This is a genomic window from Mesorhizobium sp. LNHC232B00, from assembly GCF_000502435.1.
GTDB classification, from domain to species: domain Bacteria; phylum Pseudomonadota; class Alphaproteobacteria; order Rhizobiales; family Rhizobiaceae; genus Mesorhizobium; species Mesorhizobium opportunistum.
This window is the reverse complement of record NZ_AYWP01000042.1, coordinates 1-16,607: the sequence shown is the minus strand read 5'-3', so window position 1 is coordinate 16,607 and position 16,607 is coordinate 1. Positions and strand designations below refer to the sequence as shown.

Sequence of the window (16,607 nt, the reverse complement as noted above, 5' to 3'; positions counted from 1 at the left end):
GCCAATGATCAACGCTGGAAAGAAAGTTAGCAGAGCGCCGAAGCTGCCAATCTCCCCCCTCGAGGGGGAGATGCCCGGCAGGGCAGAGGGGGGCGCCTCGCACCACGCGTCGTCCAGCTAAATCAGCTTCTCCAGCGTGATCGGCAAATCCCTGATCCGTTTCCCCGTCGCGTGGAACACCGCATTGGCTATCGCCGGCGCGACGCCGACGATGGCCACTTCGCCGACGCCCTTGCCGCCAAGGGCCGAGGAATGCAGATCGGGGATGCCGACCGAGATCACCTCGATATCGGGAATATCGGCGTTGGTCGGCACGAGGTAATCGGCGAGGTTGTCGTTGACGATGCGGCCGTGGCGGCGGTCGACGATGCCTTCTTCCAAGAGCGCCTGGCCGATCCCCATGATGATGCCACCCTTCCACTGGCTTTCGGCCAGTTTCGGATTGTAGAGCCGGCCCGAATCCAGCGCCGACACCATCCGCGAGACGCGCACCGTGCCGAAATCCTCGTCAACGCGCACTTCGACGAAATGCGCGCACCAGGAGTAGCGGGAATAGTCGCCCTCGGTGTGCGGCAGCGCCATGGCGATGGTGGTGTAGTTCTTGTAGCGGTCCTCGGCGCTCGAATTGGCCGGCATGGTGTCGCCGGTCGCCTCGATATGGTCGCGGCCAACGCTCTTGAGCAATTCGGCGACCGACACATCAGGGCCATCGCCGCGCGGCGAACCGATGCGGCCGTTGCTCACCACCAGCGTGTTGGCCTGCAGCGCATGGAAGGGCGAGCGCGGGTCGCTGATCGCCAGACCCACCAATTGGTCGAGCGCCGAGATGGCGGCCTTATGGACCGCACCGGTCATCACGCCGGCCAGCCGCGAGCCGCCGGTGACGCCGGCCCGGGGAAAGCGGGAATCGCCGAGTTTCACCACCACGTCGTCGGCCGGCACGCCGACGGTTTCGGCAGCCGTCTGCGCCAGGATGGTGTAGGTGCCCTGGCCCATGTCGATCGAGGAGCTTTCGACCTCGACCGAACCGTTGGCCAGGATGCGCACGATCGCCTCGCCATAAGCGCGCCGCACCGGATAGGTGCCGGCGGCAACGCCCCAGCCGATCAACTGGTTGCCGTCGCGCATCGAGCGCGGCTGCGGCGTGCGCCTTGACCAGCCGAAACGTTCGGCGCCTGCGGCAAAAGCCTCGCGCAACTGCCTTGTCGACCAGGCTTTTTTGACGTGTGGATCCTGTTCGGCGTAGTTGCGCAGCCGGATCTCCAGCGGGTCGATGCCGACCTCGTAGGCGAGTTCGTCGATGGCGCTTTCTATGCCGAAGGCGCCAGGGTTCTCGCCCGGCGCGCGCATGGCGCCCGGCACCACGCTGTTGACCCGCACGACATTCTGTTTCGAAGAGAAATTCGGCGTCGCGTACATGATCGAGGTGACCGATCCCAGCGGCTCGACCCACATGCCGTCGATCGACGTTTCGTTGACACCGCGATGCACGATGGACTGGATGACGCCATCATGGCCGGCGCCGATCGTCACCGTCTGCCGCGTCGCGGCGCGGCCACCATAGCCGGTGAAGGTCTGCGGCCGGGTCATCACCAGCCGCACCGGCCGGCCGAGCATCTTGGCGGCACTCGCGGCAATTGCGCCGTGGCCGAGCGCCAGCGCCTTCGAACCGAAGCCGCCGCCAACATAGGGCGACACCAGCCGCACATTCTGGAACGGCACATCGAACCATTCGGCATAGGTGCGGGCCATGCCGTCCAGCCACTGGCTGGGCTCCCAGACGGTCAGCTTGTCGCCTTCCCAGCGTGCGATCAGGCCATGCGGCTCCATCGGCGCCTGGTATTCGCGCGGCGTGTTATAGGCGGCGCAGATCCGCACCGGCGCCGAGGCGAAGGCGGTTTGCGCGTCGCCCCATTCCTTGGTCATGGCATCGATCGGAATGCCGTCGCCGGCCTTGCCGTCGCTGAGGTCGACAATGGCCGGCGTCTCGTCATAGCTGACCTTGACCAGGGCCGCGGCCGCAACCGCCTGCTCGAAGGTTTCCGCGACGACAGCCGCGACATGCTGGCCCGAGAAGGCGATATCACGCGCCAGCGGGCAATAGGGCTTGTCCGGCGGCGGCGTGCCGAACCAGTCGGACGCGGTCCTGAGACTGATAATGGTGTCCGGCGTCAGCACCTTGAGCACGCCCGGCCCTGCCTCGGCCTCCGCTGTCTCGATCGAACGCACCTTGCCGGAAGCAATCGTGCTTTCGACCAGCGCGGCATAGGCGAGGCCTTCGAGCTGCTGCTCGACTGCGTATTTGGCCGCGCCGGTGATCTTGGCCGGGCCGTCGACACGCGACAGCCGGCCGCCAACGGCTTGCGCCAGCTTTCCGTCCGAGGCGTCACCATGTCGGATGTTGTGAACGGTCATGCCGTCTCTCCCATGTTGAGAATAGCCCGCGCGACGACACGCGGCGCGAGCTCGGTCTTGTAATGGTTGGCGCCGTGCTCGACGGCGCCTTCGACTGCGAGCCGACTGGCAGCGCGGACAACGTCCGGCTCCAGCACCTTGCCTTTCAACGCGTCTTCGACGGCCCGCGCCCGCCATGGTTTGGTCGCGACACCGCCGAGCGCGACGCGCAGATCGCGGATGGTGCGGCCGTCGGCCTCGAACTCGATGCCGACAGCGGCGCTCGCGGCGGCGAATTCATAGGATTGCCGGTCGCGGATCTTCAGGTAGGTCGAGCGGCGGGCGGCGGCGGAACCGGGGATCTCGATGGCGGTGATCATTTCGCCCGGTTCGATCGCGTGCTCCCTGTCCGGCGTGCTGCCAGGCAGCAGGAAAAAGTCGTCGACCGGGATGCGCCGATCGCCGAGATGGACCGTCGCGTCGAACGCGACCAGCGCTGTGGCGAGATCGCCGGGGTACATGGCGATGCAGGCGTCGCTTGTGCCGAGCACGGCATGTCCCCTGGTGACGCCGCCGATCGCCGAACAGCCGCTGCCGGGCTCGCGCTTGTTGCAGGCCGGAAAATTGGCGGGATCACGGAAATAGGGGCAGCGCGTGCGCTGCATCAGATTGCCGCCAATGGTCGCCATGTTGCGGATCTGCGCCGAGGCTGCCTGCCACAGCGCTTCGGAAACGGCGGGAAAGCGGCTCTTGATGTCGGCGTGATCGGAGACATGGCTCATCCGGGCGAGCGCGCCGATGGTGGCGCCGCGCTCGTTTACTTCGATCCGGTCCAGCCCCTTGAGGTGGGTAATGTCGACCAGCATGTCGGGCTCGGCGACGCCGCATTTGGCAAGGTCGATCAGCGTGGTGCCGCCAGCCAACAGCATGGCGCCGGGCAGGGCGGCCGCCTGGCGTGCGGCGTCAGCCGAAGTGGCGCGGAGATAGGAAAAGTCCCTCATGACGCGACCTCCAGCGCTGCCTGGCGCACGGCGGCGACAATGTGCGGGTAGGCGCCGCAACGGCAGAGATTGCCGGCCATGTATTCGCGGATCTCTTCATCCGAACCAGCATGGCCCTCGCGGATGCAGGCCACCGCCGACATGATCTGGCCTGGTGTGCAATAACCGCACTGGAAGGCATCCTGTTCGAGGAAGGCAGCTTGCACGGGATGCAGTTCGCCCTCCCGTGAAAGCCCCTCTATGGTGGTAATGGTGCGGCCCTCGGCCTGGGCTGCCAATGTGAGGCAGGCCAGCACGCGCTCGCCGTCGACATGCACGGTGCACGCGCCGCACTGGCCGTGGTCGCAGCCCTTCTTGGTGCCGGTCAGGCCTAGGCGGTCGCGCAGGGCGTCGAGCAGCGTCACGCGCGGTTCGAGCTGCAACGCGTGGCGATGGCCGTTGATATCGAGATGGGCGGGGATTTTTGTCATGGGCGTCTGGCTCCAGTTGCTTGACGCGGATGGGATTGGGCTAGGGCAGGTGAGGGCCGGACGGCTTCCGGCCCTTTCGCTGCGCTATCGTTTCTGGTGCGTGTCGTTTGGAAGGGGATCGGCTTCCGAACGACACGCGCACGCTGGTCACCTCAGAGCAGGTCCTCCAGCCGGATCGGAAAGCGCCGGGCCCGCACGCCGGTTGCATGCCAGACCGCATTGGCAACGGCACCGGCCGTGCCGGTGATGCCGATTTCGCCGACGCCCTTGATGCCGAGCGCATTGACGTAGGGATCGTGCTCATGGACCAGCAGCGCCTCGACCGACGGGACGTCGGCATTCACCGGCACATGGTATTCGGCGAGGTTGGCATTCTGGATCCGGCCCGAGCGCCTGTCGGTGACGGCTTCCTCATGCAGCGCGAAGGAAACGCCCCAGATCATGCCGCCGTAATACTGGCTGCGCACCAGCCGCGGGTTGATGACCCGTCCGGCGGCGAATGCACCGACCAGCCGGGTGACGCGGATCTGGCCGAAATCGGGATCGATTTTGACCTCGGCGAACACCGCGCCATGTGCGTGCTTGGCATAGGCCTCCTGCGACGCCGGATCCGGAGCACCCTTGCCATGGCCTTCGACCTCGGAGAGGCCCGCGCGGGTAAGGATCTCGGCATAGGTCTCGCTGCGGCTTTCGTCCTCGCGTCGATAGAGCCGTCCGCCGCGCGCCAGCAAACCTTCATTGCCGGCGCCGAACAGAGGCGAGCGCTCGTCACCGGTGGCAAGATCGGCAAGCCTTGCGATGACGGCGGCGCCCGCATTGTGGATCGCCATTCCGGCTGTCGCCGTGTGGCCGGAGCCGCCGGCAATGCCGGCGTTAGGAAGATCGGAACTGCCGGCCTTGAACTCGACCCGGTCGATGTCGAGCCCCAATCCATCGGCGGCGATCTGGGCAAAGGCCGTCCACGCGCCTTGCCCCATGTCCTGGGTGCCGGTCTCCATCAGGCCGCTGCCGTCGCCTCTTAGCACGGCGCGGGCCTCGGCCTGGAACATGATGGCGGGAAACGTGGCCGTGCCCATACCCCAGCCGACGAGGAAACCATCCGCGTCGCGCATCCGGCGCGGTTGAAGCGGGCGGCTCGCCCAGCCGAACGCCTCGGCCGCCTGTTGGTAGCATTCGCGCAGCGCCTTCGAGGAGAACGGTTTGCCCGTCATCGGCTCGACTTCGGCATAATTCTTGAGCCGGAATTCCAGCGGGTCCATGCCGCAGGCATGCGCGGCCTCGTCGATGGCGCTCTCCAGAGCGATCGAACCAGTGGCTTCGCCGGGAGCCCGCATGAACAGCGGCGTGCCGGTGTCGAGCCGCACGACATCGTGCGAGGTGGCGATGGCCGGACTGGCATAGAGCGTATGCGAAGCGTCGGCCGCCGGTTCGAAGAAATCGTCGAACGTGCTCGATGCGGTCCTGGCGTGATGGGAGATCGCGGTCAGTTGGCCGTCGCCATCCATGCCCATGCGCAGGGTCTGGCGGGTCGGGGCGCGATGGCCGACGGGGCCGTACATCTGCTCGCGCCGCAGCACCAGCTTGACCGGACGGCCGACGAGGCGTGCCGCCAGGATGCCGAGCACCTGCGGCCCGGAAATCATGCCTTTGGAGCCGAAGCCGCCGCCAAGGAAAGGGCTGCGGATGTGGATGTTTTGCGGTGCGATGCCGAACAGGCCGGCGATGCGGCCCTGCGCCATGGCAAGGCCCTGGCTCGGCGTGTCGATCGACAGGCGGTCGCCGTCCCAGGCGGCCACGATCGCGTGCGGCTCCATGGCGTTGTGGTATTGAGCCGGTGTTTCGTAGGTCGCCTCGATCCGCGTCGTTGCCGATTTGAAGCCGGCTTCGACATCGCCCTTCTGCTGCACCGCCGGGCCGCCGACGCCGACACCGCGGGGTACGAAGCTTTCAGCGCCGTCGAGACCGACGCGCGCGGGCAGCGCTTCATAGCGCGGCGACAGCAGCGCGGCTCCTTCGGTCGCTGCTTCAAGGGTTTCGGCAATCACCACGGCAATGCTCTGGTTGGGATAGCGGACCTGGTCGTTCTGCAGCAGGTCGAGCCGGAACATGAAGGGATTGTCCTTGGCATCCGGATCGATGGCGAGGGCCGGGCGGTTGCGCGGGGTCATCACCTCGACCACGCCCGAATGCGCCTTGGCCGCCTCGATATCCAGCGAGACGACGCGGCCGCGCGCGATGCTGCTGACGGCCAGCACGGCATAGAGCATACCGAGCGGATGGTTGTCGGCGGCATAGCGCGCGGTGCCGGTGACTTTCAAAAATCCATCGCGGCGGGTCAGCGGCTGGCCGATGCTGGAGCCCTGCCGGGTATGGGCGGGTTGCTGGTTGAGGTTGAGTTCAAGCGTCATGGCGCGCTCCGGGGATGGAGGAAAAAGGGGAGGCAGGCAGGGCCGGCAGCCGTTCGGGCGTTCCTGCCCGTGCCGACATCAGCGCCCTGACGAGAATGCGCCGGGCAAGTTCGATCTTGAACGCATTGTCGCCGGACGGGCTGGCGTCGGCCATCGCGGCATCGGCGGCGCGAACGAAGCTCGCCTCGTCGGCATCGGCGCCGAGCAGGGCGGCTTCCGCCGAACGCGCCCGCCACGGCTTGGCCGCCACACCGCCCAGCGCCAGCCTTGCACCGCGGATCTTGCCACCATCGATGACGAGCGCCGCGGCGGCCGAGACGACGGCGAAGGCATAGGAGGTGCGTTCGCGCACTTTCAGGTAGCGCGCGTTGGCGCGGAAGGAGGCGGCCTCCGCCGGCAGCCGCACCGCCACGATGAGGTCGCCGGGCTCCAGTGGATTCTCCAGCTGCGGCGCGTCGCCGGGTAACCGGTGGAATTGCTCCAGGGTGACATGGCGCCGGCCGGCCTTGCCCTCGATCTCGACCACGGCATCGAGTGCCACCAGCGGCACGCAGAAGTCCGACGGATGCGTGGCGATGCAGGCATTGCTCCATCCGAGCACGGCGTGCAGGCGGTTCTCACCGCCCAACGCGCCGCAGCCCGTGCCGGGATCGCGCTTGTTGCAGGCACTGGCAGTGTCGTAAAAATAGCTGCAGCGCGTACGTTGCAGCAGATTACCGCCGACGGTGGCGGCATTGCGGAGCTGCGCCGAGGCGCCCGAAAGCAGCGCTTCGGCCACCGCGGGATAGGCGCTGGCGAACGCCGCGTCATGGGCCAGGTCGGCATTGCGGATCAGCGCGCCGATGCGCAGGCCGCCGTCGTCCAGCCGTTCGATGCGATTGAGCTCCGGCAGTCGAGTGATGTCGACGATGCGCTCGGGGCTGGTGATGCCGCCCTTCATCAGGTCGAGCAGATTGGTGCCGCCGGCGAGATAGGACGAACCTGGCTCGGCCGCCGCCGCGATGGCGTCGGAAATGGTGGCGGGCCTGATATAGTCGAAGTCTCTCATGCCGCGGTCCTCCGGTCGGTTCTGGCAAGTTGTTCCTGGGCTTCCAGGACGGCCTCCACGATGCCGCCATAGGCCGCGCAGCGGCATATGTTGCCGCTCAGCCCCTCGCGGATGCGCTCGGGATCCTCGCCTGCCTGTCCTTCGGCGATCAGGCCGAGTGTGCTCATGATCTGGCCGGGCGTGCAGAACCCGCACTGGAAGCCGTCATGGGCGATGAAGGCGGCCTGCACCGGATGCAGTTCTTCACCGTTCGCGACCCCTTCGATCGTCAAAACGTCGGCGCCGTCATGGCTGACCGCCAGCGCCAGGCAGGAGTTTATGCGCTTGCCGTCGACCAGCACGGTGCAGGCGCCGCACTGGCCGCGATCGCAACCCTTCTTTGTGCCGGTGAGGTCAAGCCGCTCGCGCAACAGGTCGAGCAGCGTTACGCGTGGATCGACCTCCAGTTCGTGTCGGTGTCCGTTGATGGTGAGCGTGATGGGAAGGCTGGTCATTGACCTCTGGCTCCAGTGCTTAGGTCGGGAATTGAACTGGCGCCTTGCCGGGAGGGGCAAGGTACCTCGTGGTCAGATGCTGGTGATGAAAGCAGAGATGAAGACGGTTCTCTCGCACGCAGGGGAGATGTCGGCTTGCAGGTTGGAAAGACGTGACATACCCATTCCCCTGATTATATGATAAAGGTACTCCACTAAAACGGAGGCGCCTCCGTTTATTACGTGGGGGCTGGCCCGGCCGGGTTCAAGCCCCCATATTTGATCCGTGGAGAAAAAATTGGCCGTCGAGCCGTCAGCACTCGCCGAAACGAAGACCGCCGCGGAGGCCAAGCCGCTGCGCGCGGATGCCCAGCGCAATCGCGACCGGCTGGTCGAGACGGCGGCGGCGCTGTTTGCCGAGCGCGGCATCGATGCCTCGCTGGAGGAGATCGCACGCCGCGCCGGGGTCGGCATCGGCACGCTCTACCGGCATTTCCCAACGCGCGAGCACCTGGTCGAGGTGGTCTACCGTCGTGAAGCGGAGGCGCTTTGTGCCGCTGCCGGCGAGCTTGCGGCAAGATATCCGTCCGACGTCGCGCTGGAAGAATGGATGCGGCGCTTCGTCGATTACATCGCTACCAAGCGCGGCCTGGCGACCAGCCTGCGCATCCTCTTCACCACCAATTCAACGCTGTTTTCCGACACGTCGGGCCGGATATCGCAGGCCTTGCGGCAACTGGTCGAGGCGGCAGTGGCCGACGGCACTATCCGCGGCGACGTCGATGCCTCCGACGTCCTGCACGCGCTGGGTGGCATCTATTCCGCACCCGATACACCGGAGTGGCGCGACCGCTCGTGGCGGCTGGTCAAACTGCTGATGGACGGCTTGCGGTTCGGGGCAGGGAAATCCGCCAAGGCCTGATGGTCCGAGCGATTAGCCCGGCGACCGGTAAAAGCCAAGCTGGGCATGCCCGTCAGCCATTGCAGGACCAAGTCGCGCACCGCGCTTGCATCTGAGTGCGACCGGTTGTTAAAATCCTCACATTTCAGGCGACCAACAGGCCCAACGCATGACTGCTCGCAAAGCGCAAAGGACGGCCCGGCTGATCCATCTTTTGTCGGAACGGCGGGTCATCCATCTGAGCGAAGCGGCAACGCTTCTCGGCGTCTCCGAAATGACGGTGCGGCGCGACATCGCCAACAACCAGGGGCAGATCGCCTATCTCGGCGGGCACATATTGGCCGCGGCCGAGATCGAGGCCGATATTCCCTACGAACTGGCGACCGCGGCCGACAGTCATGCGGCGGCAAAGCGCGAGGCCTGCCTGCACGCGGTGCGCAAGATACGGCCCGACGAAACGATCTTCATCGACTGCGGCACGACACTGATCCACTTGATCGATCTCATCCCCGAAAATTATCAGATAACGGCAATATGTTACGCGATGAATATCGCGGAGCGCCTGAGCCGCAAACCCAATGTGACCATCATCATGCTAGGCGGTGTCTATCACCCCGCGTCGGCGTCTTTCTCGGGCACGCATGATTTCGACATTTTGAAGAGCGTCGGCATCAACGCAGCCTTCCTGTCGGCCGCCGGCGTGGATGCCAAGCGCGGCGCCACTTGCGAGCATTTCCACGAGGCGGTGGTGAAGCAGAAGGTGATGAGCCTTGCGCGCGAGAATTATCTGGTCATCGACTCGAGCAAGATCGGCAAGCTCAAGCGCGCCTTCTTCTCAGCCATGGACGGCTTCGACGCCATAGTTACCGAGCATGGCGAAGTCGGACCGGATTCATTTCAGCCTGACTCCGTTTGACATTTCCTCAAGCTGATGGAAAAGTCACAAAAAAAGTAAGATAAGTCTCAAAAGAGATATCGTCGGGTAAGGGAGGAAGTGCGGGCGTCATGATCGAACCGGGTTCGACTGCGATGATGTCCGAAATCCCGTTGCTGCGCGTCGAGGGCGTCAGGAAGCGGTTCGGCGGCGTCAATGCGCTGCGCGGCGTCGGTTTGGAGATCCGGTCCGGTGAAGTGCACGCCCTGCTCGGCGAAAACGGGGCCGGCAAATCGACGCTGATCAAGATCCTGAGCGGCGTGCATGTGCATGATGGCGGCTCGATCGAAATCGACGGCAAGCCTGTCTCGTTCGCTTCGCCCGCCCAGTCGCGCGATGCCGGCGTGGCGGTCGTCTACCAGGATCTGAGCCTGGTCGAGTCGCTCTCGGTTGCCGACAATCTGCTCTTGGGACGAGAGCCGAAGACGCGGCTTGGCTTCCTGAAGAAGCGGCAGCTGGTGGCGCAGGCCGAAGCCTTCCTCAAATCGCAGAACATCCCTCTCGACGCCCGGGCCATGGTCGGCTCGCTGCCCTTTGCCTATCGTCAGATGACCGAGATCGCCAAGGCGCTGATGGGCGATGTCCGCCTGCTCATTCTGGACGAGCCGACCTCGGCGCTGACCGACGATGAGGAGAGGATCCTGTTCGAGGCGATCCGGGCGGTAGTGGCGCGCGGTGTCGGGGTGATCTATGTCACGCATCGCCTCAATGAAGTGTTCCGGATTTCGAGCCGGGTGACGGTCTTCCGTGACGGACAGAACGCCGGAACGTTCGTCACGGCGCAAACCAATATGCGGCAATTGGTGGGGGCGATCGTCGGGCCCGATCACGCCGTCCTGAAGGCGGACGGCACGGCACCGGGGCAAGGCGTGCCCTTATCGACCGGTCCATCTCAAAAGCCGGTGCTCGAATTGACTGACGTCAGCAACGACCGGCTGGACCGCGCCGATCTCGAGCTGCGCAGTGGCGAGATCCACGGCCTCGCCGGCCTGATCGGCAGCGGACGCACCGAAATACTGCAGACCATCTTCGGACTGCGGTCCATTCAGTCGGGCGAAGCCAGGCTGGACGGTGTTTCGCTTGCTGGAACCGATCCGGCGGCGGCAATAAGGCGAGGCATCGCGCTGGTGCCGGAGGACCGGCATGTCCAGGGCCTGGTGCTCGAACATTCGATCGAGCGCAACCTCGTGTTGCCAAGGCTGCGGGAGTTCTCCCGCCTCGGTTGGCTGCAGCGCCGGTCCTCGAGCGAGCACGCCAATGCCGCGATGCGCCGGCTGGCCGTCAAGGCCCCCAACGCATCGACCGCAGTGAAGAACCTCTCCGGCGGCAATCAGCAGAAGGTCGTTTTCGGCAAATGGAACGAGCCGCGGCCGCGGGTGCTGTTGCTCGACGAGCCGACGGTCGGTGTCGATGTCGGCGCGCGCGAGGAGATTTACGGCGTCATTCGTGCCGCGGCCGCCGCAGGCAGCGGCGTTCTGCTGGTGTCTTCGGATCTCTCGGAACTGCTGCAGCTTTGCGACCGCATCTCGATCGTCGTCGATGGCCACATCGCCAGGACGATTGGGCGGCAGGAATTCGGCAGCGCCGAGGATCTCCATCACCTCATTCAACTTTCGCAGCCATCGGAAGAGCACGCGGCATGACCGACACCCAAAGCCCGGCAAAGGCACCAATGGCAAGGGGCGCCTCCAANTCGGAAGAGCACGCGGCATGACCGACACCCAAAGCCCGGCAAAGGCACCAATGGCAAGGGGCGCCTCCAACCAAGCGGGCGGTCGCTCGGCGCTGCGGCATCTGCTTCAGGGCGAGCGTCCCTACATGCTCTACGTCGCCTTCGCCGTGATGCTGATCGTCTTCAGCCTGGCGTCGCCCTGGTTCCTGTCGATCGACAATTTTCTCAACATCGGCCGGCAGACGACGCTGGTCTCGATCATCGCGGTGGGCATGACATTCGTCATCATCTCCCGGCAGATCGACCTGTCGGTCGCCTCGACACTGGCGCTTTCGGGCATGAGCGCGTCGCTGGCCATGGCTTTCCTGGCCAACAATTGGGTCGTCGGCGCCGTCGCGGGGCTGGGTACCGGCGCGCTGATCGGGCTGATCAACGGTGTCTTGACCACCCGCCTCGAAATCCCGTCCTTCCTGGTGACATTGGGCACGTTGAGCGCCGCGCGCGGCTCGGCGCTGATGGTCACCAACACCAAGCCGGTCATCATCACCAACGAATACTATTTCGCGATCTTCGGCGAGGGCTCGGTGCTTGGTGTCCCGGCGCCGATCCTGTGGACGCTTGGCGTCACCGTGGCCGGCATCCTGCTCTTGCACTACAGCGTCTATGGGCGGCGCATCTACGCGGCGGGCGGCAATCCGACGGCCGCACTCTATTCCGGTGTCCACATCAAGCAAGTCACCACGCTGGCCTTCGTGCTGACCGGAACGCTCGCCGGACTGGCATCGCTGATCCTGTCGGCGCGCTCGCACGCGGCGCGGCCAGATGTCGTGCAAGGCATGGAGCTCGATGTCATCGCTTCGGTCATCCTTGGCGGCTGCAGCCTGTTCGGCGGCCGCGGCTTCGTGCTCGGCACGCTGCTCGGCAGCCTGATCATCGGCACCCTCAACAACGGGCTGGTGCTGCTCGGCGTCAGCTCGTCACTGCAACTCGTCATCAAGGGAGCAATCATCGTCGCCGCGGTCGCGTTCACGAGGAGGTAAGGCGCGCATCCCGCTCACCAGCAGAAAATCGCCGGCTCCAAACGGCGACAAGAACGTCAACGATCAACGGAGGAAAGTCATGAAACAACAGGCACGAATCCACTCGCTTTTCTGTACATTGGGCCTCGCCGCCAGCGCCTTCGCGCTGTCGACGTCGCTTGGCCTGGCGCAGACGCCGGAGACTTGCGTCACCGGTGTCGACATGGCCACGCTCGGCCCCAAGGGCATTGTCGGACAGGGTCCGCACGGCGAAAAGGCAGCCTCGCCCGACGAGCTGAAATTGACCGACGACGAAGCCGCCAAGGTCAAGGCCGGCAAGTTCAAGGTCGGCATTTCCATGCAGACGGTGAACCTCGACTGGTCGCAGTTGCAGGTGCAAGGCATCAGCGAAACGCTTGCCAAATATGGCGTCACCGTCACCGGCGTGGCATCGGCCGAATATCAGGTCGACAAGCAGATCGCCGATATCGAAAACACCATCCAGCAGCATCCAGACGGCATCATTTCCATTCCCGTCGATTTCACCGCGACGGCGCCGACCTACAAGAAGGTGGGCGAGGCCGGTATCAAGCTGGTGTTCATGGACAGCATTCCGGTCGGCCTCGAATCTCCGAAGGATTTTGCCTCGATGATCTCGGCCGACAGCCAGGGCAATGGCCAGATCGCAGCAACGATCCTGGCGTCCTGCATGCCCAAGGGGGGCACGATCGGACTGGTGAATTTCGGCGTCGACTATTTCAGCACCAACGAGCGCACCAAGGGCGTCAGCGAGTGGATGAAGAAGAACCGTCCCGACATCGTCATGAAGCAGGTCGACTTCACCGATCCCTCGAAAGTATCGCAGATCGCCGGCGACTTTCTGACTGGCAATCCCGATGTGAAGGGTCTGTACGCGGTCTGGGACCAGCCGGCGCTCGACACGCTGTCCTCGATGCGCGCGCAAGGCATCGACATTCCGATCACCACGGTCGATCTCGGCCTGCAGTCGGCGATCGAGATCGCCAAGGGCGGGCCGCTCAAGGCAACCGGCTCGCAGCGCCCTTATGATCAGGGTGTCGCCGAGGCGCTGGCCATGATGAAGGCGCTGATCGGGCAGCCTACGCCCGCCTGGGTTGGTGTGCAGTCGCTGCCGGTGGTGCAGTCCAACGTGCTGGAATCCTTCAAGACCGTCTTCCACAAGGATCCGCCGGCCGAACTGGTCGACGCCTGCAACAGCGCCAAGCCGAAATGCAACTGAGGTAGCGCCATGGGCGCGGGAGGAATCCCGCGCCCATGAGCCAGAACGGCCATTCATCGCGGGCACGCGGTATGCTAGGCGTCACAACAGCTTGATTTGTCTGTTATCCACGCTTTCGAGGGCATGCGATGTATGTAGGCCGTTCCTACAAACTGATCGATTTCGCGCTGTGGTCGCGGCGTAGCGTGATCTACATGGTGGTGGTGAGCGGCATGGCCGTCGCGGCCTACCGCCTTCCCGGTATCGCTGGCTTCTCGGTGCCTTGGTCGGTTGTGCTCGTGCTCGGCACCACGGTGTCGCTCGTCGCCGGCTTCAAGAATTCGCAGGTCTTCACCCGCAGCGGCGAGGCACTGCAGGCGTTCACGCAAATCACCGCCAGCAGCCGGGTGTGGTCCAATTTCTGTCGCGACTTCCTCGATGCACCGACGGCGAAGCAACTCATCTACCGCCACATCGCCTGGATGACGGCGCTGCGCTTTTCCCTGCGGCGGCCGATGCCGTGGGAATCCATGGGGAAGGCGGCCAACATCGAGTATATGCGGCGCTATCGCATCCAGGAGGACAAGGGCTCCATCGCCGACGAGTTGCGCCCGCTGCTGGCCGAACAGGCCGACAAGGTGCTGAAATCGTCGCAGCCGGCGTTGGCTCTGCTCGAAATGCAATCGGTCCAGGTCAACGCGCTGTTCAAGGACGCCAAGCTCCCCCCGCAGATTTACGTAGAACTGACGAAGCTGATCCGCGACCTCCACGACCAGCAGGCGCGCTGCGACCGTATCAAGAACAACCCCTATCCGCGCCAATACGCCATCGTCAGTTCCATGTTCGTCATGATCTTCTGCACGCTGCTGCCGTTCGGCGTCGTTCCGGTCTTTGCGGAGATGGGCAAGCTTGGCGGCGTGCTGAGCACGGTCGGCATCTGGCTGACGATCCCGTTCAGCACGCTGCTGGGCTGGGCCTATATGTCTCTCGACCAGGTCGGCGAGAGCAGCGCCAACCCGTTCGAGGGCAATGCCAACGACGTTCCGATCTCGCAGATCTGCCGCGACATCGAGATCGAACTGCGCGCGGGACTTGGCGAGGTTAAGCTGCCCAAGCCATTATTGCCGGTGAATGATATCGCGACTTGAGGTGCTGGCAATCACCTCGCCGGCGCCATCGGAGAGCGGAACGCGGCCGTCAGCCATCGGCATCTTGCCGCACACCGCGAAATCGTCGCGCAGGTTGAGCGCGCAGGCGCGGATCCTGACCAGCACGTCATCCGGCCCTGGCCGGGGCGGATCTTCCTCGACCAGGTCGAGCCTGTCCAAGCCACCGGGCGCTCTTAGCCTGACCAGCCGCATAGTCTTTCTCCGACGTGTGGGATATTTTGATATGGGGCGAGCCGGATCTAGCGGGCCTCCCGGCCGGAAATCACGCGCAACCAGGGCGCCAGATGGAAGGCGCTCATCAACAGATACATGGCCGGCATCCCGGTTAAAGACGGGCCGGTCAAAGACAGGCCGGTAAAAGACGGGCTGGTCAGCGGCGAGCTGCCCATGCACAGCATGGCCGCATCGCCGCCCTGAAGGCAGGAGAGCAGGGCCATCACGGCGAAGGTGGGTGCTGCCGCGAGGCACAGCCAGTCGGCGATACCGAGAGGGGCGATGTGTTCGGAAGTCGCGCTGCCGATGCCAGAATGGATGTCGTTCATGGTCTTTTCCTTAGTGTCCTGGCCTGCAGGGTTTGGTTTCCTCTCCCCATTTCGTGAGGGAGAGGAAACTTTCGGCCTTTCCGGCCAGACGCTACTGATCGCTCTTTTCGCGGAAGGCGGCTTCGCCGGCCGCCGACACCTCGGCCCACTTCTTGTCGGCCCCGGCTTCGTAATTGTCGTGCCAGTTCCACCAGCTGTAGAGCGGGGTCTGGGGATAGCCTTCGGGCGAATCTTCCCAGATCTCCTGGCGGCCGAGAGGGGTGGCGTCGAGATAGCTCCACACCGTGCCCAAGGCCTCGTCGCCGCGGGTGTTGATGAAATAGGTTCGGAAGACGCGGTCGCCATCATGGATGAACACGTTGTGGCCGTGCCATTCGTCGACGCCGAAATCCTTGTCGAAGCTATCGGTGATCGTATACCAGGGCATCTTCCACTCCATCCGCTGCTTCAGCCTGACGATGTCGGGCTGCGGCGCGCGCGAGATGTAGGCAAGCGTGGTGTCGCGGGCGTTGAGATGGGCGAGGTGGCCGACCTGATCGGCGCCGAGCGAGCAGCCGCGGCAGGCGTGGTCGGGCCAGCCATAGACGCCAGGCTCGAAGAAGGCGCGGTAGACGATCAACTGGCGGCGGCCTTCGAACAGGTCGAGCAGGCTGGCCTTGCCATTCGGGCCCTCGAACACATAGGCCTTGTCGACTTCCAGCCAAGGCATGCGGCGACGCTCGGCGGACAGCGCGTCCTTGGCACGCATGGTGGCCTTTTCCTTGACCAGCATCTTTTCGTACGCGGCATCCCATTCCTGTCTTGAAACGATCGGTGGCGTCTTCATCGTCATGTGCTTGGTCATTGGTCTTCTCCTTTGCCAGTGGCGCCGTCGCGGCGTGTTGTCGTGTGGGGATCCGGAACCAGCGTAGAACGGTGAAGCGGAGCGCTGGGAGTTACAAAAGTGGCGGGATTTGAATCGTCCGGCCCGGCGCAGCAGGGGTGGCGGGGCCGTGCGGTGTGCTCGAGATCGTCGGTTGCAGGCATTTTCAATCATCCCTATTAAGATGCTTAACATTTGTACCTGAGATGCTCAGGATGGCGATTGCCGGTGTTGGCGTCAACGGTGGCCGTGATGCCTCAGCCATCTGGCCAGGTTTGGTCGATGCGGCTTGCTGACCGGCGGTGGTGATTTAAGTTAGGGCGGCGTGGCGTGGGGGTGGGAGTTACAAGTGTGACGGGATTTGAATGGACTCGCTGATCACCGCGGCAGGACTGGCCCTGGCCGCCGGCGATCCGCTCGGCGCGCTGGACCGCGTCGCCTTGCGCGAGGACGCGCCGGCGCTGGCGCTGCGCGGCA

At 64.6% G+C, this 16,607-nt stretch carries 15 protein-coding genes; 6 read left to right on the top strand and 9 right to left on the bottom strand.

Annotation, left to right across the window (positions count from 1 at the left end; translation table 11 throughout):
• Positions 1–117: 117 nt before the first annotated feature.
• The 6 genes from X743_RS140235 to X743_RS140260 all read right to left on the bottom strand — a co-directional run bounded on the left by X743_RS140235 (position 118) and on the right by X743_RS140260 (position 7,815).
• Positions 118–2,415: a xanthine dehydrogenase family protein molybdopterin-binding subunit gene (locus tag X743_RS140235; protein ID WP_023768923.1), complete on the bottom strand. Its 2,298-nt coding sequence runs from the start codon at positions 2,413–2,415 to the stop codon at positions 118–120.
• Positions 2,412–3,395: a xanthine dehydrogenase family protein subunit M gene (locus tag X743_RS140240; RefSeq protein WP_023768922.1), complete on the bottom strand. Its 984-nt coding sequence runs from the start codon at positions 3,393–3,395 to the stop codon at positions 2,412–2,414. The genes X743_RS140235 and X743_RS140240 overlap by 4 nt, the downstream gene beginning before the upstream one ends.
• The gene (locus X743_RS140245) at positions 3,392–3,865 is read right to left on the bottom strand and encodes a (2Fe-2S)-binding protein (protein WP_023768921.1); all 474 of its coding nucleotides are present in this window, start codon (positions 3,863–3,865) and stop codon (positions 3,392–3,394) included. The genes X743_RS140240 and X743_RS140245 overlap by 4 nt, the downstream gene beginning before the upstream one ends.
• Before the next feature lie 152 nt (positions 3,866–4,017).
• The gene (locus X743_RS140250; RefSeq protein ID WP_023768920.1) at positions 4,018–6,273 is read right to left on the bottom strand and encodes a xanthine dehydrogenase family protein molybdopterin-binding subunit; all 2,256 of its coding nucleotides are present in this window, start codon (positions 6,271–6,273) and stop codon (positions 4,018–4,020) included.
• Entirely contained in the window at positions 6,263–7,321 is a 1,059-nt protein-coding gene (locus X743_RS140255) for a xanthine dehydrogenase family protein subunit M (RefSeq protein WP_023768919.1), read from the bottom strand. Before X743_RS140255 ends, X743_RS140250 begins: the two co-directional genes overlap by 11 nt.
• Positions 7,318–7,815: a (2Fe-2S)-binding protein gene (locus tag X743_RS140260; RefSeq protein WP_023768918.1), complete on the bottom strand. Its 498-nt coding sequence runs from the start codon at positions 7,813–7,815 to the stop codon at positions 7,318–7,320. Before X743_RS140260 ends, X743_RS140255 begins: the two co-directional genes overlap by 4 nt.
• A 277-nt stretch (positions 7,816–8,092) precedes the next feature.
• Here X743_RS140260 and X743_RS140270 point away from each other — a divergent pair, with 277 nt between their 5' ends.
• The 6 genes from X743_RS140270 (at position 8,093) to X743_RS140295 (ending at position 14,705) form a co-directional block, all read left to right on the top strand.
• Complete coding sequence (locus X743_RS140270) at positions 8,093–8,716, top strand: TetR family transcriptional regulator (RefSeq protein ID WP_013894407.1); 624 nt, start codon at positions 8,093–8,095, stop codon at positions 8,714–8,716.
• 148 nt (positions 8,717–8,864) lie between these two features.
• Positions 8,865–9,611: a DeoR/GlpR family DNA-binding transcription regulator gene (locus tag X743_RS140275; protein WP_023768915.1), complete on the top strand. Its 747-nt coding sequence runs from the start codon at positions 8,865–8,867 to the stop codon at positions 9,609–9,611.
• 89 nt (positions 9,612–9,700) lie between these two features.
• Complete coding sequence (locus X743_RS140280) at positions 9,701–11,272, top strand: sugar ABC transporter ATP-binding protein (protein WP_023768914.1); 1,572 nt, start codon at positions 9,701–9,703, stop codon at positions 11,270–11,272.
• A gap of 67 nt (positions 11,273–11,339) precedes the next feature.
• Positions 11,340–12,341, top strand: coding sequence for an ABC transporter permease (locus X743_RS140285; RefSeq protein ID WP_031258681.1), 1,002 nt, complete (start codon positions 11,340–11,342; stop codon positions 12,339–12,341).
• Positions 12,342–12,420: 79 nt separating this feature from the next.
• Entirely contained in the window at positions 12,421–13,578 is a 1,158-nt protein-coding gene (locus X743_RS140290; RefSeq protein WP_031258679.1) for a substrate-binding domain-containing protein, read from the top strand.
• Positions 13,579–13,706: 128 nt separating this feature from the next.
• The gene (locus X743_RS140295; protein WP_023768911.1) at positions 13,707–14,705 is read left to right on the top strand and encodes a bestrophin family ion channel; all 999 of its coding nucleotides are present in this window, start codon (positions 13,707–13,709) and stop codon (positions 14,703–14,705) included.
• Here the strand turns inward: X743_RS140295 and X743_RS140300 are convergent.
• The 3 genes from X743_RS140300 to X743_RS140310 form a co-directional block, all read right to left on the bottom strand.
• Entirely contained in the window at positions 14,676–14,918 is a 243-nt protein-coding gene (locus tag X743_RS140300; RefSeq protein WP_245264339.1) for a hypothetical protein, read from the bottom strand. The genes X743_RS140295 and X743_RS140300 overlap by 30 nt on opposite strands.
• A gap of 47 nt (positions 14,919–14,965) precedes the next feature.
• Positions 14,966–15,268 (bottom strand): hypothetical protein, encoded by a 303-nt coding sequence (locus X743_RS140305; protein WP_023768909.1) that lies wholly within the window; start codon positions 15,266–15,268, stop codon positions 14,966–14,968.
• 91 nt (positions 15,269–15,359) lie between these two features.
• On the bottom strand, positions 15,360–16,112 hold the full coding sequence (locus X743_RS140310; RefSeq protein WP_023780499.1) for a thioredoxin family protein: 753 nt from the start codon (positions 16,110–16,112) through the stop codon (positions 15,360–15,362).
• Positions 16,113–16,607: the final 495 nt, after the last annotated feature.